Origin of the sequence: Bacillus licheniformis DSM 13 = ATCC 14580, from assembly GCF_000011645.1 — a bacterium.
GTDB classification, from domain to species: domain Bacteria; phylum Bacillota; class Bacilli; order Bacillales; family Bacillaceae; genus Bacillus; species Bacillus licheniformis.
This window is the reverse complement of sequence record NC_006270.3, coordinates 2,228,145-2,254,145: the sequence shown is the minus strand read 5'-3', so window position 1 is coordinate 2,254,145 and position 26,001 is coordinate 2,228,145. Positions and strand designations below refer to the sequence as shown.

Annotated in this window: 35 protein-coding genes; 23 read left to right on the top strand and 12 right to left on the bottom strand. The window is 46.8% G+C overall.

Going from position 1 to position 26,001, the window contains the following annotated elements; genetic code table 11:
• The first annotated feature begins 54 nt into the window (after positions 1-54).
• The 9 genes from TRNA_RS32915 to TRNA_RS32875 all read left to right on the top strand — a co-directional run bounded on the left by TRNA_RS32915 (position 55) and on the right by TRNA_RS32875 (position 7,819).
• Positions 55-1,395, top strand: coding sequence for an aspartate aminotransferase family protein (locus TRNA_RS32915; RefSeq protein ID WP_003182770.1), 1,341 nt, complete (start codon positions 55-57; stop codon positions 1,393-1,395).
• Positions 1,392-2,084 carry a CoA transferase subunit A gene (locus TRNA_RS32910; protein ID WP_003182769.1) on the top strand — a complete coding sequence of 231 codons (693 nt, stop codon included), beginning with the start codon at positions 1,392-1,394 and terminating at the stop codon, positions 2,082-2,084. The genes TRNA_RS32915 and TRNA_RS32910 overlap by 4 nt, the downstream gene beginning before the upstream one ends.
• Complete coding sequence (locus TRNA_RS32905; protein WP_003182767.1) at positions 2,066-2,719, top strand: 3-oxoacid CoA-transferase subunit B; 654 nt, start codon at positions 2,066-2,068, stop codon at positions 2,717-2,719. Before TRNA_RS32910 ends, TRNA_RS32905 begins: the two co-directional genes overlap by 19 nt.
• Before the next feature lie 13 nt (positions 2,720-2,732).
• Positions 2,733-4,001: a peptidase gene (locus tag TRNA_RS32900; protein ID WP_003182765.1), complete on the top strand. Its 1,269-nt coding sequence runs from the start codon at positions 2,733-2,735 to the stop codon at positions 3,999-4,001.
• A 28-nt stretch (positions 4,002-4,029) separates the two neighbouring features.
• A complete protein-coding gene (gene ablB / locus TRNA_RS32895; protein ID WP_003182763.1) occupies positions 4,030-4,863 on the top strand; it encodes a putative beta-lysine N-acetyltransferase in 834 nt (277 codons plus the stop codon).
• 98 nt (positions 4,864-4,961) lie between these two features.
• Positions 4,962-6,371 carry a lysine 2,3-aminomutase gene (ablA, locus tag TRNA_RS32890; protein WP_003182762.1) on the top strand — a complete coding sequence of 470 codons (1,410 nt, stop codon included), beginning with the start codon at positions 4,962-4,964 and terminating at the stop codon, positions 6,369-6,371.
• Positions 6,368-6,649 carry a YokU family protein gene (locus TRNA_RS32885; protein ID WP_003182761.1) on the top strand — a complete coding sequence of 94 codons (282 nt, stop codon included), beginning with the start codon at positions 6,368-6,370 and terminating at the stop codon, positions 6,647-6,649. Before ablA ends, TRNA_RS32885 begins: the two co-directional genes overlap by 4 nt.
• Positions 6,650-6,754: 105 nt before the next feature.
• The gene (locus tag TRNA_RS32880; RefSeq protein ID WP_003182759.1) at positions 6,755-6,976 is read left to right on the top strand and encodes a YozE family protein; all 222 of its coding nucleotides are present in this window, start codon (positions 6,755-6,757) and stop codon (positions 6,974-6,976) included.
• A 162-nt stretch (positions 6,977-7,138) separates the two neighbouring features.
• Positions 7,139-7,819, top strand: a complete 681-nt coding sequence (locus TRNA_RS32875; protein WP_003182758.1) for a hypothetical protein — start codon at positions 7,139-7,141, stop codon at positions 7,817-7,819.
• Here the strand turns inward: TRNA_RS32875 and TRNA_RS44150 are convergent.
• Positions 7,812-7,946 (bottom strand): hypothetical protein, encoded by a 135-nt coding sequence (locus TRNA_RS44150; RefSeq protein ID WP_003182756.1) that lies wholly within the window; start codon positions 7,944-7,946, stop codon positions 7,812-7,814. The genes TRNA_RS32875 and TRNA_RS44150 overlap by 8 nt on opposite strands.
• Before the next feature lie 122 nt (positions 7,947-8,068).
• Here TRNA_RS44150 and TRNA_RS43300 point away from each other — a divergent pair, with 122 nt between their 5' ends.
• The 3 genes from TRNA_RS43300 to TRNA_RS32860 all read left to right on the top strand — a co-directional run bounded on the left by TRNA_RS43300 (position 8,069) and on the right by TRNA_RS32860 (position 9,336).
• Positions 8,069-8,239: a YozD family protein gene (locus tag TRNA_RS43300; RefSeq protein WP_003182754.1), complete on the top strand. Its 171-nt coding sequence runs from the start codon at positions 8,069-8,071 to the stop codon at positions 8,237-8,239.
• 110 nt (positions 8,240-8,349) lie between these two features.
• Positions 8,350-8,961 (top strand): phosphatase PAP2 family protein, encoded by a 612-nt coding sequence (locus tag TRNA_RS32865; protein WP_025804732.1) that lies wholly within the window; start codon positions 8,350-8,352, stop codon positions 8,959-8,961.
• A 63-nt stretch (positions 8,962-9,024) separates the two neighbouring features.
• The gene (locus TRNA_RS32860; protein ID WP_031314648.1) at positions 9,025-9,336 is read left to right on the top strand and encodes a YodL domain-containing protein; all 312 of its coding nucleotides are present in this window, start codon (positions 9,025-9,027) and stop codon (positions 9,334-9,336) included.
• Between the two features lie 37 nt (positions 9,337-9,373).
• On the opposite strand, the gene TRNA_RS43615 is transcribed toward TRNA_RS32860, so the two are convergent.
• The 3 genes from TRNA_RS43615 to TRNA_RS32850 form a co-directional block, all read right to left on the bottom strand.
• The gene (locus tag TRNA_RS43615; RefSeq protein ID WP_011198055.1) at positions 9,374-9,505 is read right to left on the bottom strand and encodes a hypothetical protein; all 132 of its coding nucleotides are present in this window, start codon (positions 9,503-9,505) and stop codon (positions 9,374-9,376) included.
• Positions 9,506-9,575: 70 nt separating this feature from the next.
• On the bottom strand, positions 9,576-10,448 hold the full coding sequence (locus TRNA_RS32855) for a TIGR03943 family putative permease subunit (protein WP_003182745.1): 873 nt from the start codon (positions 10,446-10,448) through the stop codon (positions 9,576-9,578).
• Positions 10,449-10,464: 16 nt separating this feature from the next.
• On the bottom strand, positions 10,465-11,472 hold the full coding sequence (locus TRNA_RS32850) for a permease (protein WP_011198054.1): 1,008 nt from the start codon (positions 11,470-11,472) through the stop codon (positions 10,465-10,467).
• 209 nt (positions 11,473-11,681) lie between these two features.
• On the opposite strand from TRNA_RS32850, the gene deoD reads away from it, so the two are divergent.
• Positions 11,682-12,380, top strand: a complete 699-nt coding sequence (gene deoD / locus TRNA_RS32845; RefSeq protein WP_003182742.1) for a purine-nucleoside phosphorylase — start codon at positions 11,682-11,684, stop codon at positions 12,378-12,380.
• 33 nt (positions 12,381-12,413) lie between these two features.
• On the top strand, positions 12,414-13,235 hold the full coding sequence (locus TRNA_RS32840; protein WP_003182740.1) for a M15 family metallopeptidase: 822 nt from the start codon (positions 12,414-12,416) through the stop codon (positions 13,233-13,235).
• A gap of 35 nt (positions 13,236-13,270) precedes the next feature.
• Here the strand turns inward: TRNA_RS32840 and TRNA_RS32835 are convergent, their stop codons facing one another.
• Both TRNA_RS32835 and TRNA_RS32830 read right to left on the bottom strand, forming a co-directional pair.
• Positions 13,271-13,525, bottom strand: a complete 255-nt coding sequence (locus tag TRNA_RS32835; RefSeq protein WP_003182737.1) for a hypothetical protein — start codon at positions 13,523-13,525, stop codon at positions 13,271-13,273.
• A 94-nt stretch (positions 13,526-13,619) separates the two neighbouring features.
• Positions 13,620-14,330, bottom strand: a complete 711-nt coding sequence (locus TRNA_RS32830) for a class I SAM-dependent methyltransferase (protein ID WP_003182736.1) — start codon at positions 14,328-14,330, stop codon at positions 13,620-13,622.
• 159 nt (positions 14,331-14,489) lie between these two features.
• On the opposite strand from TRNA_RS32830, the gene TRNA_RS32825 reads away from it, so the two are divergent.
• Positions 14,490-15,887, top strand: coding sequence for a S41 family peptidase (locus TRNA_RS32825; RefSeq protein WP_011198053.1), 1,398 nt, complete (start codon positions 14,490-14,492; stop codon positions 15,885-15,887).
• Between the two features lie 58 nt (positions 15,888-15,945).
• On the opposite strand, the gene TRNA_RS32820 is transcribed toward TRNA_RS32825, so the two are convergent.
• The 3 genes from TRNA_RS32820 to TRNA_RS32805 all read right to left on the bottom strand — a co-directional run bounded on the left by TRNA_RS32820 (position 15,946) and on the right by TRNA_RS32805 (position 18,904).
• Positions 15,946-17,108 (bottom strand): IS3 family transposase gene (locus TRNA_RS32820; protein ID WP_085959889.1). Its coding sequence is split into 2 segments (ribosomal slippage): positions 15,946-16,832 and positions 16,832-17,108, totalling 1,164 coding nucleotides; the frame shifts between segments, so codons are not numbered across the junction.
• Positions 17,109-17,219: 111 nt separating this feature from the next.
• A complete protein-coding gene (locus TRNA_RS32810; RefSeq protein ID WP_003182732.1) occupies positions 17,220-18,701 on the bottom strand; it encodes a sodium:solute symporter family protein in 1,482 nt (493 codons plus the stop codon).
• A complete protein-coding gene (locus tag TRNA_RS32805; protein WP_003182729.1) occupies positions 18,701-18,904 on the bottom strand; it encodes a DUF3311 domain-containing protein in 204 nt (67 codons plus the stop codon). The genes TRNA_RS32810 and TRNA_RS32805 overlap by 1 nt, the downstream gene beginning before the upstream one ends.
• Positions 18,905-19,268: 364 nt before the next feature.
• Here TRNA_RS32805 and TRNA_RS32800 point away from each other — a divergent pair, with 364 nt between their 5' ends.
• A complete protein-coding gene (locus TRNA_RS32800) occupies positions 19,269-19,874 on the top strand; it encodes an alpha/beta hydrolase (protein WP_009328057.1) in 606 nt (201 codons plus the stop codon).
• 44 nt (positions 19,875-19,918) lie between these two features.
• Here the strand turns inward: TRNA_RS32800 and TRNA_RS32795 are convergent, their stop codons facing one another.
• Positions 19,919-20,539, bottom strand: coding sequence for a nitroreductase family protein (locus TRNA_RS32795; protein ID WP_003182726.1), 621 nt, complete (start codon positions 20,537-20,539; stop codon positions 19,919-19,921).
• 134 nt (positions 20,540-20,673) lie between these two features.
• Between TRNA_RS32795 and TRNA_RS32790 the strand changes: the two genes are divergently transcribed.
• From TRNA_RS32790 to TRNA_RS32780, 3 genes are all read left to right on the top strand, one after another.
• Positions 20,674-20,994, top strand: a complete 321-nt coding sequence (locus tag TRNA_RS32790) for a winged helix-turn-helix transcriptional regulator (RefSeq protein ID WP_003182724.1) — start codon at positions 20,674-20,676, stop codon at positions 20,992-20,994.
• A gap of 5 nt (positions 20,995-20,999) precedes the next feature.
• The gene (locus TRNA_RS32785; protein ID WP_003182722.1) at positions 21,000-21,746 is read left to right on the top strand and encodes an SDR family NAD(P)-dependent oxidoreductase; all 747 of its coding nucleotides are present in this window, start codon (positions 21,000-21,002) and stop codon (positions 21,744-21,746) included.
• Between the two features lie 65 nt (positions 21,747-21,811).
• Positions 21,812-22,090: a hypothetical protein gene (locus TRNA_RS32780; protein WP_003182720.1), complete on the top strand. Its 279-nt coding sequence runs from the start codon at positions 21,812-21,814 to the stop codon at positions 22,088-22,090.
• A 111-nt stretch (positions 22,091-22,201) separates the two neighbouring features.
• Here the strand turns inward: TRNA_RS32780 and TRNA_RS32775 are convergent, their stop codons facing one another.
• Both TRNA_RS32775 and TRNA_RS32770 read right to left on the bottom strand, forming a co-directional pair.
• On the bottom strand, positions 22,202-22,900 hold the full coding sequence (locus TRNA_RS32775; protein ID WP_003182719.1) for an expansin EXLX1 family cellulose-binding protein: 699 nt from the start codon (positions 22,898-22,900) through the stop codon (positions 22,202-22,204).
• A gap of 228 nt (positions 22,901-23,128) precedes the next feature.
• Complete coding sequence (locus TRNA_RS32770; RefSeq protein WP_003182718.1) at positions 23,129-23,581, bottom strand: germination protein GerT; 453 nt, start codon at positions 23,579-23,581, stop codon at positions 23,129-23,131.
• A gap of 82 nt (positions 23,582-23,663) precedes the next feature.
• On the opposite strand from TRNA_RS32770, the gene rarD reads away from it, so the two are divergent.
• From rarD to bshB2, 4 genes are all read left to right on the top strand, one after another.
• Positions 23,664-24,596 carry an EamA family transporter RarD gene (gene rarD / locus TRNA_RS32765; RefSeq protein ID WP_011198052.1) on the top strand — a complete coding sequence of 311 codons (933 nt, stop codon included), beginning with the start codon at positions 23,664-23,666 and terminating at the stop codon, positions 24,594-24,596.
• Positions 24,597-24,670: 74 nt separating this feature from the next.
• Positions 24,671-24,946: a hypothetical protein gene (locus TRNA_RS32760; RefSeq protein ID WP_003182714.1), complete on the top strand. Its 276-nt coding sequence runs from the start codon at positions 24,671-24,673 to the stop codon at positions 24,944-24,946.
• A gap of 1 nt (position 24,947) precedes the next feature.
• Entirely contained in the window at positions 24,948-25,298 is a 351-nt protein-coding gene (locus tag TRNA_RS32755; RefSeq protein ID WP_003182712.1) for a YojF family protein, read from the top strand.
• Positions 25,299-25,315: 17 nt separating this feature from the next.
• A complete protein-coding gene (bshB2, locus tag TRNA_RS32750; protein ID WP_003182711.1) occupies positions 25,316-25,981 on the top strand; it encodes a bacillithiol biosynthesis deacetylase BshB2 in 666 nt (221 codons plus the stop codon).
• The last annotated feature ends 20 nt before the right edge of the window (positions 25,982-26,001 follow it).

Sequence of the window (26,001 nt, the reverse complement as noted above, 5' to 3'; positions counted from 1 at the left end):
CCGACTCATATAATGTAAAGAAAAACCTCTCATTGGGGAAGGGGGGATGTTTTCATGTCGTTTTTGATTAAGCCGGATCTGCACGCAAGCTATCCGGTCGTTCAGTATGCAAAAGGAAGCTGGATTGTCGACCATTCCGGAAAGCGTTACCTTGACGGTTGTTCGGGGGCTGTTACCTGCAATCTCGGGCACGGTGTCCAAGAAGTGATTGAGCCTCTCAAAGAGCAGCTTGATGCTGTTTCATTCGTCTACCGTTCGCAGTTTACAAGTGAGCCGGCCGAACAGCTTGCCGAACTCCTGGCTGAATGGCTGCCGGGTGATCTGAATTGGTCTTTCTTTGTCAACAGCGGATCGGAAGCAGTTGAAACCGCCATGAAAATCGCCGTTCAATACTGGCAGGAAAAAGGACAAAACGACAAAACGATTTTCCTTTCAAGATGGAACAGCTATCACGGAATTACAAATGGAGCCCTGTCGCTGTCGGGATTTTATGAGCGCCGCTACAGGTTTACGCACATGCTGCACAAGTATCCCGCCGCTTCAGCGCCAAACTGCTACAGATGCCGGCTTTCTCATCCTGAATGCCAGGAAGCGTGCGTGAAAGAAATCGAGCTCGCCGTTAAAAGGATCGGAAAGCAATTCATCGCGGGCTTCGTTGCCGAACCCGTTATTGGGGCTGCTGGAGCAGCTATTACGGCACCTGCTGGCTATTATAAAAAAGTAAAAGAAATATGCGAAGATAATGAAATTCTCTTTATCGCGGATGAAGTCATGAGCGGGATCGGCCGAACCGGCCGGATGCTGGCGATTGAACATTGGGGTGTGACTCCGGATATTGCCGTACTCGGCAAGGGGCTGAGCGCAGGCTATTCACCGATTGCCGCAGCGGTCATGTCCGACGGCATGATGGAAACGGTCAAAAACGGCTCAGGGGCCATCATGAGCGGGCATACGTACAGCGCAAACCCCTTTTCAGCCCGTGCTGCGCTCGCCGTTCTCCGCTACATCCTGAAGCACGATCTTGTCAAACAAGCCGAGATAAAAGGGGAAAAGCTGAAAAGAATGCTGAAAGAAGTTATGAAACAGTCGAGCATTATTGGCGACGTTAGGGGCAAGGGACTTCTTCTCGGGATTGAATTTGTCGCCGATCAAAAAAGCAAAAAGACATTTCCTTCTTCAATGCCGGTGTCGGCTCTCGTCATTTCCGAAGCGAAAAAAAGAGGACTGCTTCTTTATCCGTCCCAGGCGGGTATTGACGGCGGCGGGGGAGATGCGGTCATCATTGCGCCGCCTCTTACGATATCGGACAAAGAAATGGAAGAGCTCATTGAAATATTTAAACATGCCGTATATGAGATTGAAAAACAAGCGGAAAAGGTGATGCGCGAAAGATGACGATGCCGAACAAACGTATTGCTGTTGAAGATGCCATTGCCGATTTGAAAGACGAAGCGACCGTCATGTTTGGCGGATTTGGGGGAGTCGGTTCACCGCCTTCTTTCATCCGGGCGATTTTGAAAAAAGGCGTAAAAAATTTAACGGTCATATGCAATGATGCAGGATTTCCCGGCATCGGGATCGGCCCATTAATCGTCAATAACCGCGTAAGGCGGCTGATCGCTTCTCATATCGGTTCAAATCCCGTTGCGGGAAAACAAATGACCGACGGTTTTCTCGCCGTTGAATTTTCTCCGCAAGGTACGCTGGCCGAACGAATTCGTGCGGGCGGCACAGGTCTTGGCGGCATTTTGACCGATATCGGGATCGATAATGACATGGTGCGCCAAGGAAAGAATATCGTTTCATTAAACGGACGCGCATACCTTGCCGAGGAAGCCTTGAGTGCGGAATACGCTTTCATTTATGGAAAAACCGCCGATGAATTCGGCAATATCATCTACGACAAAACGGCTCGCAACATGAACCCGCTTATGGCGATGGCTGCTGATCGGACATTTGCCGAGGTCGAGCGGATCGTTCCCATTGGAGAGCTCGATGAAGAAGAAATTGTAACACCCGGTGTTTTTGTCGAAGGTGTAGCTGAAACGGAAGGGGTGAACTGGAAATGGGTTTGGGAGTCATAGAGCGGGAGAGAATCGCGAAACGGGCGGCCCGCGAAATCAAAAGCGGAATGATTGTCAATCTGGGCATTGGCATTCCGTCTTTAGTTCCCAACTTTTTAGACCCGGGCACTTCCGTAATGATCCAATCTGAAAACGGGCTTCTCGGCATCGGCGGATCGCCTGAAAAAGGAAAGGAAGATGAGAATCTTTGCAATGCGGCAGGCTGGCCTGTCACCGTAGTAAAAGGCGCTTCTTATTTTGATTCAGCTCTGTCGTTCGGCATGATCAGAAAGGGTGCGATTGATGTCACCATTCTTGGTTCTCTGCAGGTCAGCCAGTCAGGAGATCTGGCCAACTGGATCGTCCCAGGCAAAAAGGTTCCTGGAATGGGAGGGGCGATGGAGCTTGCCCAAAAGGCGAAAAAAGTCATTGTCGTGATGAGCCATACCGATAAAAACGGTGCACCCAAACTTGTCGCTGACTGTACTCTGCCGCTGACAGCAAAAGGCTGCGTCGACATGGTAATTACAGAAAAAGCCGTGATCACCATTGACAGCGGCGGTTTTGTATTACAAGAGCTGATGAATGAAGAGGATCTTGATGATGTGCTGCGGCTGACGGAGGGAAAGATCCGGATCGACGGGCCGCTTTCGTAAGAGGAGGAATTGGATGGAGAACATAGAGAGAAAAGTGTGCGATTGGATCGATTCGCATGAGCAAAAAGCGATTCGCCTTTTGAAAAAACTCGTCGGAGAAAAAAGCACGATGGGCCGAGAATTTAACGCCCAGGCCGTCGTCCTGGAGAAATTGAGGCAATTCGAAGCTGAAATCGATGTCTGGGAGCCAAGCATAAAGCAGTTGGAACAGCATCCGCTGTTTAAATCAGACAGAACAAGCTTTAAAGAAAGCCCGAATATTGCGGCTGTTAAAAAAGGAAAGGGCGGCGGGAAATCGCTGATCTTAAACGGACACATCGATGTCGTGCCTGAAGGAAACAGAAAAGACTGGGAGACGGAGCCTTTTCAGCCGGTTGTGAAGCAGGGGCGGATATACGGCCGAGGCACAACTGACATGAAAGGCGGCAATACCGCTCTTTTAATCGCGATGGAAGCGCTGGAGCAATGCGGGGTTCAACTAAAAGGAGACCTTATTTTTCAAAGTGTCGTAGACGAGGAGTGTGGCGGAGCCGGGACGCTTGCGGCCGTAATGAGGGGCTACAAAGCGGACGGCGCTTTGATTCCCGAGCCGACAAATATGAAAATGTTTATTAAACAGCAGGGCTCAATGTGGTTCAGAATCACGGTCAAAGGGCTTTCTGCGCACGGCGGCACAAGATATGAAGGCGTCAGCGCCATCGAAAAAAGCATGCTTGTCATTCAATCGCTCCGCCAGCTTGAACAGGTCAGGAATAAGAGAATAACAGATTCTTTGTATGACAATATCCCGATTCCGGTCCCGATCAACATCGGCACGATCAACGGAGGCGCCTGGCCTTCGTCGGTTGCCGACACGGTGACACTGGAAGGAAGGTGCGGAATCGCTCCGAACGAATCCCCTGAAGCCGTCCAGTCCGAGCTTGAAAACTGGCTCAACGATCTTCAGTACCATGATGAATGGTTTAAGCACTATCCTGTTGATATAGAATGGTTCGGCGCCATGTGGCTTCCTAACGATTTGGCTGAAGACCATGAACTGACGAAAGTGCTGAAATCCGCCTATCAAACCATCACGGCAGAGGCTCCGCTCATCGAAGCTTCCCCGTGGGCGACAGACGGCGGAATATTGTCGCACGCCGGAGGCACCCCTGTCATCGTCTTCGGGCCGGGAGAAACGAAAATGGCCCACCAGGCAAACGAATACATTGAAAAAGACGCCCTGATCCAGTCAGCCAAGATCATCAGCCTGTTTATTATGAATTGGTGTGATTATGAAAGGTGAAAAGATCAGCCGTTTCGGAGGTTAAATCATGGTGAAAAAATGGAGCAATGACAGCTGCACGCTTGAAGCGGATGTCGACTTGTTCAGCAAAAGGATCAGAATTGTCAATTATGAAGGCAATGTGTGTTCATTTTTTCCCGACATACTGAAAGAAGCAAAAAAACATGATATAGGGAAAATTATCATTTTCACCAAAACGACTGACAGAGACGCATTGCTTGAGCGGACGTTTGAACCGGAAGGGAAAATCGACGGATACTTTAACGGGCATGATGCTGACGTGTTCGTAAAATATGTAAAAGAAGACAGGCGAAAAACCGCTGACTGGCTTATGCAGGATCAAATGCTGGCAGAGCTGTTCAGCACACCCCGCATCGCCGAGATCCAAAACGCTTCCTTTAAAATCAGGCGGGCCGTCTCTGTTGATGCGCCTGTTCTCGCCGACCTCTACAACAGCGTCTTTCCTGTATATCCCGCACCTGTTTCAGATTCGGCATATCTCAAGGAAGCGATGGGAAAGGGGGCTGTTTACTACCTCGCTTTTGACGGCGAAAAAGTCATTGCATCAGCAGGCGCAGACGTTAATCCCGCTTTGGGGAATGCGGAAATAACCGACTGCGCCGTCCTGCCGGAATACAGGGGCTTTTCATTGACGAGGCGGTTGATTGCCGAGCTTGAAACCGACTTGAAGCAATCGGGCATCTTTTGCGTTTTTTCAATCGCAAGAGCGGCTTCTTTCGGAATGAACGCCAGTCTTTATCATTTATCATACTCATACAGGGGCCGGCTTTTGAACAACTGCCTCATTTATAGAAGCATTGAGAATATGAACATCTGGTGCAAAAATTTAAGCCGGTCTTAAAAAGTGGTCTTCCGCGGGTTTTACATTTGAAGAGACACTTTTCATGCCGGTCACATAACCTGAAAAGTATAGGGAAAATGCTGATAGGGGGATGGAAGATGGAAAACGGTCTGTTTAAGCCGAAAAGGCACTGGAAGGATATTGAGCTTTGGAAAGATGTTCCCGAGGAAAAATGGAACGACTGGATATGGCAGCTGACCAACACCGTCAGAACGCTTGAAGATTTGAAAAAAGTCGTCAATCTTACGAAAGAGGAAGAAGAAGGGGTGCGAATCTCCACAAAGACGATCCCTTTAAATATCACGCCGTATTACGCCTCACTGATGAATCCGGATGATCCGCGCTGTCCGATCAGAATGCAGTCGGTGCCGCTCGCAGAAGAAATGCACAAAACAAAATACGACCTTGAAGATCCCCTTCATGAGGATGAAGATTCGCCTGTCCCCGGCTTAACCCACCGCTATCCGGACCGGGTTTTGTTTCTCGTCACTAATCAATGCTCGATGTATTGCAGATACTGTACAAGGCGGCGTTTTTCCGGGCAAATCGGCATGGGCGTGCCGAAAAAGCAGCTCGATCAGGCGATCGGCTATATTCGGGATACGCCTGATGTCAGGGATGTGCTGATATCAGGCGGGGACGGCCTCCTCATTAACGACCAGATCCTTGAATATATTTTGAAAAACCTCCGCGCCATTCCGCACGTGGAAATCATTCGGATCGGCACAAGGGCCCCAGTCGTCTTCCCGCAGCGGATTACCGACAAGCTATGCAGCATTTTGAAAAAGTATCATCCCGTCTGGCTGAATACGCATTTCAACACGAGCATTGAAATCACGAAGGAAGCGAAGGAAGCCTGTGAGAAGCTGGTCAATGCCGGGGTGCCGGTCGGCAATCAAGCCGTTATTTTGGCAGGCATTAATGACAGCGTTTCCATTATGAAAAAGCTGATGCATGATTTGGTGAAAATCAGAGTCCGTCCGTATTATATTTATCAATGCGACTTGTCTGAAGGAATCGGCCATTTCCGAGCGCCTGTATCAAAGGGGCTTGAAATCATTGAAGGCTTGCGCGGCCACACGAGCGGCTATGCAGTGCCGACCTTTGTCGTTGACGCGCCGGGCGGAGGCGGGAAAATCGCCATCCAGCCGAATTACTTGATTTCGCAAAGCCCCGATAAAGTCGTGCTCCGCAATTTTGAAGGCGTCATTACGTCGTATCCTGAGCCTGAAAACTATGTTCCGGGGAGAGCGGACGACTATTTTGCCGAAATCTTCCCTGATGTGATGAAGGAAAAAGAGGAGATCGGCATATCGGCAATCTATGCGGATCAAGCTCTTTCATACACACCGGACGGCTTAAAACGGCTCGAGAGAAGAGAAAGCTATTCCAAGAGGCCTGATCATGAAACATTGAAAAGCCGCCGGGCAAAGCGCGATGAATTGAAAGAAAAGAAATTCCTTGCCCAGCAAAAGAAAGAAGGCGAAGCTGAGGGGCATGCGCAATGAAGAAGTGTGAATGGTGCAATGAAGAAAAAGCCGCGGCAGCCCGCACGGCGGTATATTGGGAGCTTCCCGACGGGACGAAAGCGATTGAAATCACCGACACACCTGCGGTGGAATGCGAAGGGTGCGGGATGGTCTATCAGGAGGACAGTGTCACCTGGGAAATTGAAAATCAGCTGCTCTTGATTGATACAAAAAAACTGCCATCGTCCGTTTCATATGATGCGCTGATGAAAACAGAGCGCATACTGAAGCGGAATTACTTTGACTTTTCCTCATGAAGCCGGCTTTTGCCGGTTTTTTTGCGTGTTTCAACGGGTTTTTTGTTTGTATTTTTTCAGACGGCCTGTATAATAGAACATCAAAAGAGGACAGGAGGGGAGACCGTGAAGTCTTTTTACCATTATTTAATGAAATACCGCCATCCGAAACCGAAGGACGCGATCAGCGAATTCGCGAACCATGCTTACCTTGATCACGGATTTCCCAAGGCATCAACTCATTACGATGAAATCAGCTCTTACCTTGAGCTTAATGGGGATTATTTATCGTCAATGACGACATTTGATGAGGCTTGGGAACGATATATTTCGGAAACAAAGCGATAAAAAAACCGCAGTTGTTCAGAACTGCGGTTTTTTTGCGTTCGTTCGAGCCGACTGGGCTTTTCGGAAAACTCATCGGGCCTTGTAGCCTTAGCCCATGCGAATTGACAGCACTCAGCATACGATAAGCGTAACACGGAAGCTTCAAGGCAAGGGGGAATCCAAATGAAGTCAAACGCGCCTAAATTCAAAGTCGGGGATGTGGTCGTCGTCGTGATGTACGGGACGGTCGGAACGATTACAAAAGTTCATAAAATCGATAAGCATTTTTTGTATGAAGTCAATCATAATGAAGTGCTTTATTTCGAGACTTCTCTTCAACTTTACAAAGATTATGACGGGGTCATTGTCGATACGGAAAAGCTTGACATCGAATATGAATTTTTAATCGGAGATGTCGTCTATGTAAAAGATTACGGCAAAGAATTGTTTAAAATCACCGGGCACAGAACGGAAATTTGGAGATATGTGGAGGATGGCTGGGAAGATATCATTTACGAGCTGACCCGTTTGAAAGACGGAGAATGGCTTGAAACTGAAGAAGAAGATTTAACGCTCGTGCTTAGAACCTACGAAATGGACCAGTTCGTCCATCAGCTTCTGTTTGTTCATTATGTCGGCGAAGCCGGACAAGAGCTTGATGAACCGATATCTGAAAAAGTGTTTTTGCCATTTTCTGGTGATTCCGAGGAGCAGGATCATGAGCGCAATATGGCAGTTACTGTCGTGGATGAACTGCTTGATATCTACAATGACTATAAAGTATTGTATGAAATGTTTCAGGATGCGGAATATAAAGATATGATGGAGTTTGTGTTAAGCAGCCTGAAAGAATATTTCAAATGATAAACAACAAATATAAGAAATAAGGAAAACAGCCGAACACAATAAGAGCGAACATGGCTTTCAAGACCTTCCCCAATACCAGGTCAAACCCTTCTCCGTCAAGTGCTTCAAGCGTTTTTTGGATCATTTTCTTTTCCCCTTCCGGCTTTTGTCTTGTTACGACATGTATATGAAAGAGGACAAACATTATGACAAACCGGTTATAAAACCGAATGCCAGCTCATACATCAGAATAAGGAGGCGATCACAATGAAAGAAATTGAACTGATGATAGATACAGAAGAAATCGCTGATTTTTTTTATCTAGAGCTGACAAGAAGAGGCTACATACCGAACGAGGACGAACTGTTCGAAATTGCCGATATCACCTTTGATTATCTGATTGCAAAATGTATGATAGATGAGCATATAGAGGATTGAAAATGGAGACCGGGGCGGACCTGCTCCGGTTTTTCCTATATTATTTGCCCGGCAGGGGAGCCGGGTGTAAAATGTTTAAAAACAATGTCAAGGAGGCACTGACTTTTCTAATGTATAAAGCACTATTTTCAGCAGCTGTCTTTGTCATCATGGCCATTCTTATCCGCATCCCGGCGGTTCAATCATTTGATGTGAGCGTGATACAGGCTCTCGAGTCTGTCAGACATCCGGTTCTCACAGCGGTTTTTAAAGCGCTGACAGAGCTGGGGTCAAGCGGCTTCATGCTGCCGCTGATGCTTGCTTTAACCCTGGTTCTCGCCGTCTATAAAAAAGCAGCGGCATCACTGTATCTTTATTTGCTGTTTTTTGTTGAAAGAACGGCCAATGAAGCCTTAAAAGGCTGGATTGCCAGAGAGCGGCCCGCGATAAACCCGCTCGTGCACGAACCGTCATACAGCTTTCCGAGCGGCCATTCGATGAATGCGGCGAGCATGTATCCGTTTATCGCATTTCTCCTTTTGCTCTGCATTCCTTTTTTTCAAAAACACAGTCGCGCGGTTTACGTGTGGACGGGCCTTCTCGTCGGACTCATCGGAATCAGCCGCATGTATCTCGGCGTTCATTACATGACTGATGTTATCTCAGGTTTTTCGCTCGGTCTCGCGCTGTTTTTCATCTTCAAAAAAATTGGCGAAAAGTACCCGCTTGTTCGACAAAAGTAGTCAAAGGGATTGAGCCCCGAAGCGCCAATTTTATAAAAAAAGGAGGGATCTGTATTGCCGTTAATGTTTCAACTGTTTAAAAAAAAGCTGATACCTTATGATGTGACGATTTTTCAAACGCCTTGCTTTGGTGAAGATAAGGGATACGAGATGGTTTACAGAACGGAAATAAACGGCAGAACCCATGAAGATGTGCTGGAACGGACGTTTTCCACTTTCAATGTTTATGACACGGTGCCGAATGATTATAAGGCGAGATTTCTTGCAACTGGCGACATCGTTTTAATCGATGAAGGAAGAAAGGGAAAAACCTATTATAAACTGCTGTCTACGGGGTGGAGCAAAATCAACCGCATTTTGCTGCAGTCTTCGTAAGAAGTGAAAAACTGCGGAAGCGCTGTCCGCAGTTTTTTTATGTTGTATTTTTTCTTTTTCTGGCGCTGTATTCCTTTTCATGCGCATCCTCTGCCGCGATGACGTCCTTTGTCGGGATGTGGTTGTTTTTTTTCAATCCGGTGACTCTGTTTCGCTGTTTTTTGCCCATCATTTATGACCTCCTTCCTAAAAAATAGGATGACTAAACGCCCCGTTATTTATCCAGGAGAAAGCTGTCTTTAATCTGTCATACTAATCGCGGCCGGATAGACATACGGCTGCTCCGGCTCGCTGATCTCCTTCCATCGCTTCGTGCGGATGATCGGGATGACAGAGCCGTTATAAGACGCTTTGCCAAGCGTTCCTTCCAATTCAATCCATGTGTCAGGCTGCAATTGCTCAGCACCGTTCCATTCGGCGAGAAATCCGATCAGGCTGGCGTCTGCGATGCAGTGCGTGATCATAAATCGGGACAGCACGAGCTGGCGTGCGCTCAGCCCCGCTTCCTTATGGACGAAGCCTTTGACCGTGATCTCCTTTCCAATATAGTGATCAAGATTGCTTGTCACTTCATCATAATAGTCTGCAAACATGTCGTCATTCATGACAATCCGCTTTTCCTGTTTAAACTGATCCATCTTCCTGTCATACGCCGACTTCGTCATCGCTGAATCGGCGAGTCCTTGCTGAATCTCCGGTGTCATGACATGTTCCTTTTCGCCTTCAGTTTGAGGGGCGATCTCCGTTTTGGTGAGCATCGTCCCTTTATTGGCGGCGACAGACGAATTCAGTACAGCCGGGGAAAGGGTGAATCCGGTGATGAGGGGAAGAGCGATGACGGCATAATGCATCAGCCTGATGAAAAAGGGCTTTGACTCGCCATGATCATGCCCGCAGCCGCAATCCCCAGCGCGGTCATCCTTCACCGTCCAGATCCTGGTCAGCTGAATGATGAACAGAAACGCGAACACACCTGCGGCGATGAGGCTGGTGTAATCGTATTTAGGATTAATCAGCTTATCAATTTCCCCTGTGTAATGGAGCTTGAAAATAAAGACGGAAAAGGCAGCCAGCACAAGTGCGCGCAAAAATTGCCGAAGCTGAAAAACCATTGGTAAAACCTCCTTTCTACAGCAAACTGACAACTTTGATACAAACAAAGACAACAACGGTGATCAGGACAGACAAACAAATGACGAACTTCGGCTTAAACGCATGCAGCATCATGACCGTATTTTTTAAGTCGAGCATCGGCCCGTAAACGAGAAAAGCAAGGATGGATGAGGAAGGAAACAAATTGGTGAAGGAAGCGCCGATAAATGCATCCGCTTCAGAGCACAGCGATAAAAAGTAAGCCAGCCCCATCATGACCAATGCCGAGTCAAGCATGCCCCCTCCGAACACAAACAGCGATTTTAACGGGAGGTATGTTTGCACAAGCGCTGCAACTAAAGCGCCGATAATCAGAAACCTCCCCATATCAAAGAATTCGTCAACAGCATGTTTCAGCATATCAAAGAGCTTTTCCGAAAAAGGGGATCGTCTGCCGGAATGGGCGCAGTGTGCAGCTGTCTGCCGGCTTTCCGTTTTCAGCTGGCTCGAGCGGAACATCATGCTGATCGCAAAAGCGATGATGACCGCTGCGGCAAAACCGACGGCAACCCTTAAAACGGCCATTCGCAAGTCATTGCCAAAAGCCATATAAGTGGATAAGACGACAATCGGATTGATCAGCGGACCTGTCAACAGAAAGCCGACGCCTGCATAGATGGGAACGCCTTTTGACACGAGTCTTCTCACGATCGGGACAATCCCGCATTCGCAAGCCGGAAAACAAGCGCCGAGTAAACAGCTGACAATCACTCCTGAAAACCTGTTTTTCGGAAAAAGGGAGCGAATATGCTCTTCAGTCACAAAGATCTGGATGAAACCGGCGATTAATACTCCGATTAACACAAAGGGAAGGGCTTCGATTAAAATGCTGATGAAAATCGTATTCAGCTGCAGAACGGAAGCCGGAATCTGGAAGGGGAGGCCTGAGGCGAGCGACCCGCCGGCTGACACAAGGCATATCAGAACACTGATGACAACAAGCCCGGTAAAGTCGATTAAATAACTGTTAAGTGAACGAAACATCGCTTTTCCTCCATCCTGAAATAGCTAATCGTAATGATTCTTTTTTAAAGGTATGCCTGTCCTTTTTTAAACATGACAAGAAAAAGAATGATGCCGAATCGGAGCAGGGCTTTATTTTCTTTTTCCGCGATGTTGGTTTATAATACATATGCGAGTGGATGTTGCAATCATCATCACCAATCAGCTTTAAAAAGGCAGGAGGAATAATCATGAGCGTACATATTGGCGCAGAAAAAGGACAAATTGCAGAAACGGTGCTGCTTCCAGGAGACCCGCTGCGCGCAAAATATATCGCTGATACATATTTGGAAAACGTTGAATGTTATAACGAAGTACGGGGAATGTACGGGTTTACCGGCACTTATAAAGGAAAGCGCGTTTCCGTTCAGGGGACGGGCATGGGTGTGCCGTCTATTTCAATTTATGTCAATGAACTGATCAGAAGCTATGATGTGAAAAACCTGATCCGCGTCGGATCGTGCGGTGCGATCAGAAAAGACGTCAATGTAAGAGATGTCATTCTTGCGATGACTTCATCAACTGATTCACAAATCAACAGAGTGGCATTCGGCTCGATCGACTTTGCGCCCTGCGCGGACTTCGGCCTGCTAAAAGCTGCTTATGACGCTGCAAGTGAGCGGAACATCCCGGTTACGGCAGGGAATGTGTTTACGGCGGATCAATTCTATAACGACGACAGCCAAATTGAGAAGCTTGCCAAACACGGAGTGCTTGCGGTCGAGATGGAAACGACGGCGCTTTATACATTGGCTGCGAAATTCGGCCGAAAAGCCCTCTCCATTTTAACGGTCAGCGATCACGTCATTACCGGCGAGGAAACAACGGCAGAAGAAAGACAGACGACCTTTAATGATATGATTCTGCTGGCTCTGGATACTGCTTTGTAAAAGCATACATGCACTGAAAAAGGATGGATTCGAATGAACGGAAAGTACAAATACGTGACGATTGCTTCATTGCTGAGTGCAGCGGTCCTGCTTGGCACAGGATGTACCATGACCGAACAGAAGCAAAATGACACGGCTAAAACACAGAATACTGCAAATGCAAGCAAGGATGCAAAAGACCAAAAGTCAGACAGCAGCCTGGAAGATCAGGACTTCATACTCGAGAGCAAGTACTTTAATCAAATAAAAGATGTAGACGGGCTGCCGACGATTCAAAATCCGGAAAACATAATGGCGCTTGTAAATAAAGAATACGCGCTTCCCGGCAACTATGCACCGAGCGACCTGACAGTGCCTGATGTCGCGTTTTCTTTTACCGAGGATATCGACAAGCGTTATATCAGAAAAGAAGCCGCCAAAGCGCTTGAAGAGATGTTCAGCGCCGCTAAGAAAGAAGGCTATGAACTCGTTGCAGTGTCCGGCTACAGATCCTATGACAGACAAAAAGCGATCTATAACAACGAAGTCAGCCAAAAGGGAGAAGAAAAGGCGAAAGAAGCTGTGGCATATCCGGGCCAAAGCGAGCATCAGACAGGACTTGCGATGGATATTTCCAGCAAAAGCAACGGCTTCGCCTTATCAGAGGAATTCGGCAATACGAAAGACGGACAATGGGTCGAGAAGAACGCCTACAAATACGGCTATATCATCCGCTATCCGAAAAATAAAGAAGACATCACGAAATATAAGTATGAACCTTGGCACCTGCGCTATGTAGGAAAAAAAGCGGCTAAAGCCATCCAAGAACACGACTTGACGCTTGAAGAGTATTTTAAACAGGTGAAAAAGATATAAAAATGAAAGGGCCGATATCAATCGGCCTTTTCATATTACCAAAAAAACAAGCCTGCAAGAGCCACACCGGCAATTAGACCGAGGCCAAGTCCGTATACAGGGCCCCAACCCCACCAGCCGCCGTAATATCCGTAGGCGAACCCGCGGCCTCCCCGTCTGATCATCGGGGCAATATATACTTTGCTTGGTGAAACACGGACGATTCTTCCGACATGGACGCGGCCTCCTTTGTCGGTGATTCTCGCAACTCTGCCAATATTTTGGTGGCAAAACCTATAATATCGGTCCACTTGAATGCTCCTTCCATCATCTAATCTATTCCTAGTCAGCTTATGACGGATTTAATAGAAAAGGTTGGACGAAAGAAGGAGGACAAATGATGATTTATAGATGTGATATAAAAATAATATGATCGAGAGAGTCCCGGTATTTTTCCAGGTAATGCAGGTGTTTTTCCATCGTTTCATAGTCTTTGTCGGAAATTGCAGGCGACAGATCCATTTCAACGGCGTCATCCGGGTCTCCTGCATCTTCCAATACGACAGGAATGATGTCAATCTTTGAAAATCCTTCTTCTCGAAGGACATTGACCCACTCATCCTCGTCATATAATGCGGTGAATCCGTAAAATTCCGTGATTTCTTTTTTTGCTTCGTCTGTCAGTGCGTTTCCTTCCTTAAGGCAGACTTCGATCGCGACCAGCATCCCTCCGGGTTTTAAAATCCGCCGGATTTCCTGTAAAGCAGACCGGATATTTGTGAAGCTCAGCACAGATTCAGTTAATACACAGGCAAAGCTTTCAGACTGAAACGGCATTTCCTCAAGTGGAGAGCGGACAGCCGGAATGGAAAGCTGTTCTTTTTTAAAACGCTGTCGGGCTTTATCGATCATGACCGGGTCGGCATCAAGGGCAGTGACAGGAAACAGAAGCTGACCCAAATAAGCGGCGGTCTGGCCGGTTCCGCAGCCTGCATCAAGAATCGGCTGCTCAGGGTCGATGCCGGCTTTGGCGAGCACTGCCTTTGACAGGGACATCCCGCCGGGATGAGCGGATGAGACGCCGAAGCTGGCGAGCATGTCTAAATAATCGCTCAAATTGAGATCCCTCCTTTTTTGTATGCATATGCAAAAGCGGAATAATGGTTGAAAACGATCGAATGCCAGCATCCCGGAAAAATCGGTATTTAAGTGATTCGAGTTGACGAATAAAGATTCGTCCATGATAATATGGTAAGAAGAAAAGGTGGTGTTCGTTTGAAACAGCAGTTGAAACTCTTTTTGGCTGTATTGATTACGGCCGTCGCCGCCTCCGCACTGACGCTTTATCTGGTGGGCAAAGGCAGCGGCGGTTCAGTATATTCCGCTTCAGATTCCGAGAAATTCGAAAAGCTGATGGCGGCGTACGACAAAATCAAGAGCGACTATTATCAAAATGCAGACGATGAAAAGCTGACTGACGGCGCGATTAAAGGGATGCTTGGAGCTTTGGATGATCCATATTCTACATACATGGATAAGAAAGAAGCTAAAAGCTTTGAAGAAAGCATTACATCTTCTTTTGAAGGAATCGGCGCCCAAGTAGAAGAAAAAAATGGACAAATTCTAATCGTCGCGCCTATTAAAGGATCTCCCGCAGAAAAAGCCGGCTTAAAGCCGCATGATGAAATTCAGAAAGTGGACGGCAAAAGCGTAAAAGGCAAGACCGTCAACGAAGCGACAGCGATGATCCGCGGCAAAAAAGGCACGAATGTCAAACTTGTTCTCAACAGGGAAGGCGTCGGCCAAATCGATGTTACGATTAAGCGCGATACGATTCCGATCGAAACGGTTTATTCCAAAATGATCGACGGCAATATCGGTGAAATCCAAATTACGTCTTTCTCTGAAAATACCGCAAAAGAACTGACAAAAGCCATTGATGACTTGTCTGAAAAAGGTGCGGAACGATTCGTGCTGGATCTCAGAGGAAATCCAGGCGGGCTGATGGACCAAGCGATTATGATGAGCAACATGTTTGTCGATAAAGGCAAAACCATCATGCAGGTTGAATCCAAAAACGGAAAAAAAGAAGTGTACAAAGCTGAGAAGGAGCGAAAAGTGAACAAGCCGACCGTTGTTCTCGTCAACGGAGGAACGGCAAGCGCCGCTGAGATCATGGCCGCAGCACTTCACCAGTCTTCAGGCATCCCGATCGTCGGTGAAAATACGTTTGGGAAAGGGACGGTTCAAAATGCGGAGAGCTTCTCCGACGGATCGACCGTCAAGCTGACGATTGCCAAGTGGCTGACGCCGAATGGGGACTGGATTCACGAAAAAGGAATCAAACCTCAATATAAAGCGGAGCTCCCAAGCTATGCCAAACTGCCGTACCTGGATTCCAAAAAAGAGTATAAGGCAGGCAGCACCGGAGACGAAGTGAAAGCCGCCCAGCAAATGCTTCAAGCGCTCGGCTATAAGCTGAATGCGACTGGAGCTTTCGACGCACAGACGGAAGCTGCCGTTAAGGCTTTTCAAAAAGACCAAAAGCTGAAAACGACAGGCATCCTAACGGGCGAGACGACAATCAGCCTGACAAGCAAGCTGCAGGATAAGCTTTCCGACAATGATACGCAGTTGGATAAAGCGATTGAGATCTTAAAAAAAGAGAAATAAAAGAAACCCTTGCGCTCACACTGAACTGACCCGTTAAAATGAGACTTAGAAAAAACACCTATGCTGCCTGTCCCCTGTATTCCAGTGGGGACAGGTAGTTTAATTTTGCCTGAATTCGTACATGATTATATCGATACATGTATTGATTTACAATTTGTACTACTTTAGAATTGGATATAGATGCTCTACTTTGAGCGTTAAATCCTTCCGACTTTAGCGAGGAGTGAAAGGATTCAATGACGGCATTATCATGGCAGTTTCCTTTTCGAGACATGCTTGTGGTAATGCCTTTTTCTTTGGCCAAATTCTGATATGCATGTGAAGTATAGACAGATCCCTGGTCGCTATGAAGAAGTAACCCTACTGGTTTACGTAATTCTACAGCTTCCCTCAATGTGTCTAATACTAGGTTAATATCTTGGCTCGTACCTATTTTGTAAGCCACTATTTCGTTGTTATATAAGTCCATAATCGTTGATAAATATAACATAGTCGAGCCATAAGGTAAGTAGGTAATGTCGGTTACCCATTTTTCATTTAATCGGCTTGCTTTAAAATTACGATTGAGAGTGTTCGGCACAATAATATTACTCTCACCACAAATGTACTTTTGTCGCTTCTTCTTAACTTGACACTGAATCTCAAACTTTTGCATAATTTTTTGTACAGTTTTGCGGTTTACATTTATCCCATACTTTCTGTTTAAGATGGATTTAATTTTACGATGACCATAGTGATAGAAGTTTTTCTTACACAGCTTGATTACTAGCTCTTCTAATGAAGTTAGCTCAACTTTTTTATACTTCTTTTTCCAACGGTAATATGTTGACTTAGGTATGCCTAATACTCCAAGAATATCAATTATTTTAAAAGTGGCTGAGAGTTCTTCTACAACTTGGACAATGACTCGTGGCTCCAACTCCTTTCGATCTCCTGGTACTTTTTTATAATTGCCAATTGAGCCTCTAGCTGTTTATTCTTTAGTTTTAATTCTTCTAGCTCACTCATTTCCTCCGATTCTTTACCGTAGGAATATTGTTTTCCAACTTGTTGCGAAAATCGATAGGTTTGGCCTGTTTTGTACCATCGCATCCATGTTTTAATTTGAGTCTTATTTTTTATCCCCAGTTGTTCCATTATTTCTTTGTTTGTCATTCCAGCTTGTTTCATTTTAATTACTTCCCATTTTACTTCTTCTGCGTAATGTACTCTTGTGCCCATAGAAAAACACCCTCCTAAGAATCATATTGTATTAATACGATTCAGGGGGTGTTTTTTCCTTGTCTCATTTATTTGGGTCTCTCCACACGGAGCACAAGGGTTTTTTGGTGATCAGGCGCTTTTTTGCACATTCTTCTTAGTATGAAACAAATAGTTGATCACAGAATTGTGTTTTACATTTTTCACAAAAAACGGATTCAACAAGACAACAGTCAAAAGGTTGGCTGCAAGGCCCCAGAATCCTTCGTAAATGCCGAAAGTGGCCCCTGTCAAATAAACGGTAAATGTAACGGCAAGGCCGATGAGAAGACCGATGATCGTCGCTTCCTTCGTCTGGTTTTTCCAGAACAGGCTGATGACGATGGCCGGGAATATCTGCACCATGCCTGAAACGCCGAGAAGCTGAAGCGTGACAAGCGCTGCGGGGAACAGCATTCCAAATAAAAGGGCCAGGCCGATGACGACAAATACCATTGAGCGCGTAATGATCGTCAGTTTTTGCCCCGAAACGCGGGGATTGATCAAATCGCGGTATAAATTGTTGGCGAATAGATTAGACGCCCCGATCGCCATGATCGAACACGGGATCAGACTTGCCAGGGCAATTGTTGAATAGGCGAATCCTTGCGTGACGCCGCCGTAGGAACTTTGGATTAAATACAGCAAGGCAAATCTCGGATTAATGTCATCGGGAAGTACGAGAAATGCGATAAAGCCTAAGAAAATGACTAAGATCAATACGATATTGTACAGCGGCAGAAACATGCTGTTTTTTCTGAGCGCATCCGCGCTGTTCGCCGTGAAGACGCCTGTCGCCGCATGGGCCCACATGAACAGGGCAAACGCGGAAACGATCGATGCCGTGATGAACCAGGCGATCCCGCGCGGTCCGTCAGAAGGGATCGTCAGCATATGCGGCGCTTCATTTGCAAGCTTGTCAATCATCGGCGTCCAGCCGTTAAAATGGATGAGCGGCAACGAAACGACCATAAACAGCATCATCACCCAAACTAAAATATCTTTAATAATGGCGGTATATGTAGGACCTTTGATGCCGCTGAAAAACGTATAGAGCGCGACAAGGATGAATGATATGATCACGACGGCATTGACGTTAATAAACCCTGTACCCGCGACTTGAAGCGTATCCTGGATTCCGCTGAGCTGCAGGCAGATATACGGGATCAGCATCAAGACGCCGACAATGGCAACAAGCGAAGACAGCAGCTTGCTGCTGAAACGTTCCCTTGCGTAATCGGCCAGCGTCGTCAGCTGATGTACTTTCGCCACCTTCCAAATCTTCGGCAGAAAAAAGTACGCGATAAAATAGGCCAAAACCGAATAAGGGATCGCGAAAAAAGCAACGCTTCCGCTTGTAAAAGCGGTGCTTGTCAATCCTAAAAACGTGTAGGCTGTATACAAGTCGGCGCCGACGAGAAACCAGACGAGCAGCCCGCCGAACCGCCTTCCGCCGACCGACCATTCTTCAACCGATTTCCGCGACTGTTTATTGCTGCCGGCGATAAATCCGATACAAACTACGGCCAAAATGATGCCGGCGGTAATGAGGAGCGCTGTTAGATTTCCCTGCATCACTCATAACCTCCGTTTCTTTTCTCAAATCTGTAAATCGCAAATGTGATCAGCGGTGTCAGCACAATCCACAGCACCAGCCAAAAATGAAAAAACGGAAGTCCGAAAACGATCGGATCGATCCGGTTTACAAACGGCAGCAAGGCAAGCTGTCCGATAAAAGGGATGATGAACAGAACCCATTTGAAAAGCTGTTGATTCACCTTTTTTCCTCCTTAAGCCATTTTGATGTTCATAATCATAGCAGTTGTCAGATTTAATCACAAGATAATTATTAGAAAAAAGTGATTTTTTAAATTATTTAAACAATAGTTCTGTCTTGCATATTCGAAAACATAACTTTACAATAATTAATATCTTGAATTCAAGATAAAAAGATGATGATGGAAACAGAAGGGGTGCACCATATTGCAGGAGGCTCCAAAGTAATGTATGGGAAAGAGACAGTGAACAGGGCTCTTTGATTGATGAACAGTTGGAGAGTCTCTTTCGGTGAATTGAAGCTTTCCGAAATGATTGCAGGCCAATTGAAGGCATACTTCCAAAATGGAAAAGGAGTGAAAGGAAATGAATTATATATATGAAAAAGGGGACTCTGATCTCACCCTGTTGTTATTGCATGGAACAGGGGGAAACGAACACGATCTTCTGCCGATCGGCAAGATGATTGATCCCGATGCAAATTTGCTCGGGGTCAGGGGAAATGTGCTGGAAAACGGAATGCCCCGTTTTTTCAGGCGGCTGAGAGAAGGGGTGTTTGACGAAAAAGATTTGATCGAACGGACGGATGAATTAAAAACGTTTCTAGATGAAGCAGCCAAGGAACTTCACTTTGACAGAAGCCGGGTGGTCGCAATCGGCTATTCAAACGGCGCCAATATCGCGGGAAGTCTGCTGTTCCGTCATGAACATGTACTGAAAGGGGCGATTTTGCATCATCCGATGGTTCCGTTTAGAAATCGCAAGCTCCCTGATATGACAGGTCTGCCCGTGTTTATCGGGGCCGGCAAAACAGATCCGCTCTGTCCGCCGCAGGAATCAAGCGAGCTTGCCGGCTATTTCACAAACGCCGGCGCCAAAGTGCTCCTTCACTGGGAAGGCGGAGGCCATCAGCTGACACACGGCGAAATTGAAAAGGCGAAAATCTGGTATGAAAAGCATATAAAAGCATAAAAATAAACCTTAGTCCTTTTTTGGGACTAAGGTTTTTAACATGTTTACAGCCATGTAGATACGTCAGACACATCGAAACGATTGCTTTTGTGCGCAGGTTTGACCGGCTTTCCGACCGAAATCAGCATAACCGGTACATAGCGTTCATCGATGTTGAATTCTTTCACAAATGCTTCCTTGTCAAAGCCGCCCATTGCGCATGTGTCATAGCCCATTGCTTTGGCTGCGATCATCAGCTGCATGGCTGCTAGAGATGCGTTTGTAAACGCGGCGTCTCTTGCAAATCCGCTGTTTTGATAAGCGCCGTTGATTTGTCCGAGCAGCGTGTTTTTGATTTCTTCAGTCATATAGCCTGCTTCTGCCAGAGGGCCGTATACGGCTTCACCGTTCAGATTCGCTTGTAAGTCCCCGAGCACCGCTACGACCGCAGAGGCCTGACTGACTTGCTTTTGGTTGAACGCGATCGGAAGGAGCCTATCTTTTGATTCCTGGCTGTGAAAGACTGTAAAATGCCAGTGCTGCAGATTCCAGGCTGACGGAGCCTTTGTGGTGATGCTCAGCAGCTTTGTCAGCTCCTCTTTGGAAATCGAAACGCTTGTGTCATATTCTTTAATCGAAGTACGCTCTTCCAGAATGTTGAGAGCGGTGTTTTCTTGTGAAGACATGTGACTTCCTCCTTTGGGCTAAACGTGTTATGATAGAGTTAGATAAAAAGTTAGAAACTTACTTTTTGTAACTTTAATGAGTATTTTAATGGCACACATTATATTTGTCAACTGGATATGGAGGGGTGAGAGAATTGGGGTTTACAATGTGTCCTAGAATGGAAGCCGCCTTTTCTTTACTCGGCAAACGATGGAATGGACTGATCATCCATGTATTATTGGATGGACCTAAACGATTTAAAGACTTGACTGAAATGATACCGATGATCAGCCAGAAAATGCTGGCTGAACGTTTAAAAGAGCTCGAACACTGCAAAATAGTCGAGCGTCAAGTGCTCCCGGAAACGCCGGTAAAAGTGATCTATCAATTGACAGACAAGGGAACGGCGCTGGAGCCTGTCCTCAAGGAGATACAAACCTGGGCCGAAAGCCATTGTGATCCGGAAGGGAGCTGACCGGATTGAACAGTAAAGAAACTGTCGTCATTACAGGCGGGGCAAAAGGCATTGGAAGAGACCTCGTGGCCGCCTATGCTCAAAAAGGTTTTATCGTCGTATTCGCCGACGTATTGAAGGAAGAGGGTGAACAGCTTGAAAAAGAGCTGACCGCTTCCGGTGCGCGGGTCCAATTTGCACCTTGTGATGTAGCTTCTGAAGAAGACGTGAAACGGCTGATGCAGGAAGCTTCCCGAAACGGCCGTTCGATATCGGCGCTCATCAATAATGCGGGCCGATCAGTTTGGAAGTCCCCTTACGACTTGACGGCTGAAGAATGGGACGGCGTCCTGAATACGAATTTGAAAGGCGCGTTTCTTTGCGCAAGAGAAGCGGCCAAAAGAATGAAAGAGGCGAAAACAGGCGGTGCCATCGTCAATATCGCTTCGACAAGGGCATTTATGTCCGAACCGGACTCAGAAGCCTATGCCGCGTCAAAAGGGGGCTTAATAGCTTTGACTCACGCATTGGCCGCGTCTTTAAGCAAAGATTCAATCGTGGTCAACAGCATTTCCCCGGGCTGGATTGAAACCGGTGATTATACTGCCCTGCGGCCTATTGACCACGCGCAGCATTTGTCAAACAGGGTCGGCCGCCCACAGGATATCGTCAAAGCATGCTTTTATTTGACCGATCCGGACAATCGCTTCGTCACCGGTACAAACATAACGGTGGACGGCGGAATGACAAAAAAAATGATTTATGAAGAATAGCCCAAACGTTTCCCGACTTTATGAATACCTTTACTATAGGCAGACATAAAGGAGGATAAAAGCCAATGAACCCTCATATGCTTTATTCGAGATCAGGTCCTGCCGGATACCCGGCCAGATTCCCGTTATTCTGGGGTTTTGGAGCGCCGCTTGTCGGCGGATTGCTGGGCGGATTTCTCGGAAGCGCGATTTTTAACTACCCAAGACCTTACGCTTACCCGCCGCCATACCCGGGACCTTACGGCGGCGCGCCTTATTACGGCTACGGGGCAGCTCCTGGGGCTTTTCCGTACGGAGGTGTTCCGGGCGCAGCTCCATACAGAGGAGCAGGACCGGGCTATTGATCAATAAGCCAATTGTTGCTGGCGTCTAAATGCCGGATGTCAATATGAAGCGGCGGCCAAAGCCTGCGAATCTTTTCGCCTTTGGCCGCCGTCTCATTCTTTCCGGATCGATCAGTCAGGGAACTGTACTTTTCCCGGTACGGTATATGCGCTTGACGTCCCGTTTTCCGGAAGCTTTTTTATCGTGTCTTTGACGACTTTTCCTCGGATATCTGTGATCCTGACTTTAAGCGGACTTGTCCCGAGATTGGTGCTGACGAAATGGTTGTAATCCGTTTTCTCCATGTTGATCCACTTTCCGTCTTTGTAATATTCCATTTTCATGACGGGATATTTGTGGTTTCTGACTTGGATCGCCGCCCACCATTGGCTGCTGCCTTCTTTGATCCGGTAAGTGAAATTGCCGGTAATCGGCGCTTTGACTATACGCCATTTAATGTCGATTTTGCCGTCTTTCATATCGCCGATCTCGCGAAAAGCGTTCGGTGAAAGGTCAAGGGCTCCCGGCGCTCCTTCAGGATACAGATCGGTAACATAGACGGTCGTTTTTCCTTTCGGCCCTTCAACCCGCAGATAGGCGCCGGCAAGAGCAGCTTTCACACCGCGGTAATTCATATCTGTCGGATTTAAAGCGGTGATCTTCATATTGGACGGAATAGGGTCCAAAAGCAATGCGCCGCCGGAGTAGCCCGACCCCGTATAAGTGGCATAGCCCGTATGCAGTGAGTTGTACGCAGCGGAAGCTTGAGGCGAAAAACAAAGGATTGTCAAAAACATTGCTGTGATCAATATGCTGATTTTCTTTTTCATATACATCCTCCTGTTTTATAAATTGAGAACCATTATCATTATAAGGACAAATCGACAACAGCCGAAAGAGGAAATAGTTACAGAGACTTTTTAAGGAATAATGACTAACACTGTCAAAATTTAAAGGCGCGGCCGAATGTCAGGCAAATGAGATGATCATCCTTGAGGAGTAGTGTTAAGATGATACAGGAAGAAAAAAAACAGCCTGCTTTTTCAAGCTGGCCGTTTTCAAAACGTGATGTCGATTTCAGACAGGTTAAAGTCCTCATTTTTTAAGAACATCACTTCCAAAATGCCGTCTTTAAATATTGCTTTCGTACCCTTTCTGCGCACTAGAGAGGGGAGAACGACTTTTTCCTGCCGCCCTTTTTCAGGGTAGTTTTCTATGATCAGGGTTTGTGAAGTATGTTTAATTTTCAGAAGGTTAAGCTGTTCTTTGGTGAGCGGTATTTTAACAAATACATGGCTTGTCGTTTCAAAAATATCAATCGGATCAGATTCATCTGCCGCCGATGTTTCTTTTGAGAGAGGGTCACGAAAAGGAAATTGAACTGCATACCCCGGTCCGAAAACGCTTTTCATCATGTGGTGGATATATTGCTCCACATCTTTCGGGTCAGCGTTTTTTAATCCGTCCTTGGAAAACTGCTGAAATGGAAAAAAGCGTTGCCAATCAAACACGATCACACTTCCTTTCACATAGACGGTACAGTATATGCAAAAAAGTGCGGAAAGTGATGAAGAAGAAAGGAAAGAAACAGACATGAATCATTCATCTCAAACGAAAGGAATCATTTACACAGCGCTTTCTTATTTGCTGTGGGGGCTCCTTCCTTTATATTGGAAAGTGCTCGATCAGACGGCCGCGCTCGATATTCTGGCGCACCGGATTATCTGGTCATTTGTTTTTATGTGCGGGGTGCTTCTCGTTTTGCGGCAGTGGAAAAACGGAGTCAAAGCATTTCGCTCGCTTTCGGGAAACCGAAAGGAATTTGTTCCGCTCATTTTGTCGTCCGTTCTGATTTCGATCAATTGGTATGTCTACATATGGGCCGTCAGCAACGGCTATATTCTTGAAGCGAGCCTGGGCTACTACATCAATCCGCTCGTATCGATCGTTCTCGGAATTGTCTTTTTAAAGGAAAAGCTAACGCGGATGCAGGGAGCGGCAGTTCTTCTCGCTGCCCTCGGCGTGCTTATTTCAGCTTTTCAGTACGGGTCCGTGCCGTACATCGCCCTGATGCTCGCATTCAGCTTCGGGCTCTACGGACTGGCGAAAAAGCGCACATCGCTCTCAAGTGCCATAGGACTTACTTTGGAAACGATGATGATCGCTCCGGTTGCAGCGATCTACCTGCTGTTCTTCAGCCATCCGGAGAAGGCTCAGGCAGCCTCAGGGAGCATCGGCATGATGGTGCTGCTGTTTCTGGCGGGGGTGCTGACCGCGATTCCGCTGCTTTTATTTGCGGAAGGTGCAAAGAAACTGCCGCTCTATCAAGTCGGCATTTTGCAATATATCGCTCCGACCATTACATTATGTTTAGGCGTTTTCGTCTACCATGAACCGTTCAACAGCAGCAAGGTCTTTACGTTTTCCTGCATATGGGCGGCGCTGATATTGTTTACACTTTCGCAATTTCAATGGAAGAGACCGGAGAAGGTATTTTTAAAAAGAAAAAAATCCTTTCATCCGTAAGCCCTCTTTCTTTTCAAGAAACACCGATTATGTATAATTAAACATTATTGAAGCAATTCGGAGGTTGTTCCGTCATGGCAGATGAACTGGAGCTTTTCCAGGCATATAAAACCCTTTGGAAAAACCGGACGATGGAGGGGGAAGGCAGGGAGGCGCTTCATCAGGCGGTTGATGATGAGCTGAACGACCTCGGCACCCATCCAAGGCTCAGAAAGACGAAGCACGAAAAATACTATCAATCAATCCGGCGCATCGTGAATTCACAATTGGAATCAGAAATGAAGCTCAAGCTGATTGAATGTCATACGGAACGATTGGAGTTATTAACAAACGAAGAAAGCAGGGAGTAACATGAAAGCAATAAAAAAAGAAGATGTGCAGGCTTCTTTGGAAACATTTTTAAATCAGCCTGTTTACATTCATTTGGAAACGACAACCGGATCGTATTCCGCGCATAAAGATGAGCAGAACATGACCGTGGTGGCATATATCAGAAACGCGAAGGTAGCCTGCTCCCGGGCCAAAATCACGGGCGAGGGACCATTTCGCGCCGGTTTGAAAACCGAAGACGGCTGGATCTACGCCGAAGGCCTGACGGATTATACGGTTGACGATGAAGGAAGGTTGCTTCTTGCCGGCTATTTGCCGGGCGGCAAACTCGCCATTTCGCTTCAAATCAGCAAAAAGCCATTTGCAGTCTAAAAAGAAGGTGTTATAAGATGAAAAAACATTTACTCGTGATCCTGCCCCATCCTGATGATGAATCTTTCGGAGTCGCCGGCTTGATCGCCTTAAACCGAAAAGAAGACATTCCTGTAACATACGCTTGCCTGACGCTGGGCGAGATGGGAAGAAATATGGGAGACCCGCTTTTTGCCAACAGGGAAACCCTTCCGCTGCTCAGAAAGCAAGAGCTGATCGACGCCTGCAGGGAAATGGATGTACAGGATTTGCGCATGCTCGGATACCGCGACAAAACGCTCGAATTCGAGGATGAAGAAAAACTGGCCGATCAAATTGAGGCTGTCATCGATGATGTAAACCCGAGCCTTGTTGTGACGTTTTACCCCGGACACGGCGTTCATCCTGACCATGATGCATGCGGTGCCGCGGTCATCAGGGCATTATCGCGGAAAAAGAAAGAGGACCGGCCGCGCGTCTTATGCATGGCTATCACTCACCACAGGGAAGAGGTTCTTGGCAAGCCTGACGTCGTTCTTGATATCAAAGAAGTCGCGGATATTAAAATGAACGCTTTAAAAGCGCATAAATCCCAAACAGGCGGCCTTTTGAAAGAAATAGAGAAAAAACTCGCCAATGGCGAGCCGGTTGTTGAGACATGGTTTGAAAAAGAAGCATTTTGGACCTATCAATGGAATGATTAACATGATCAAAAAAGGTGTCG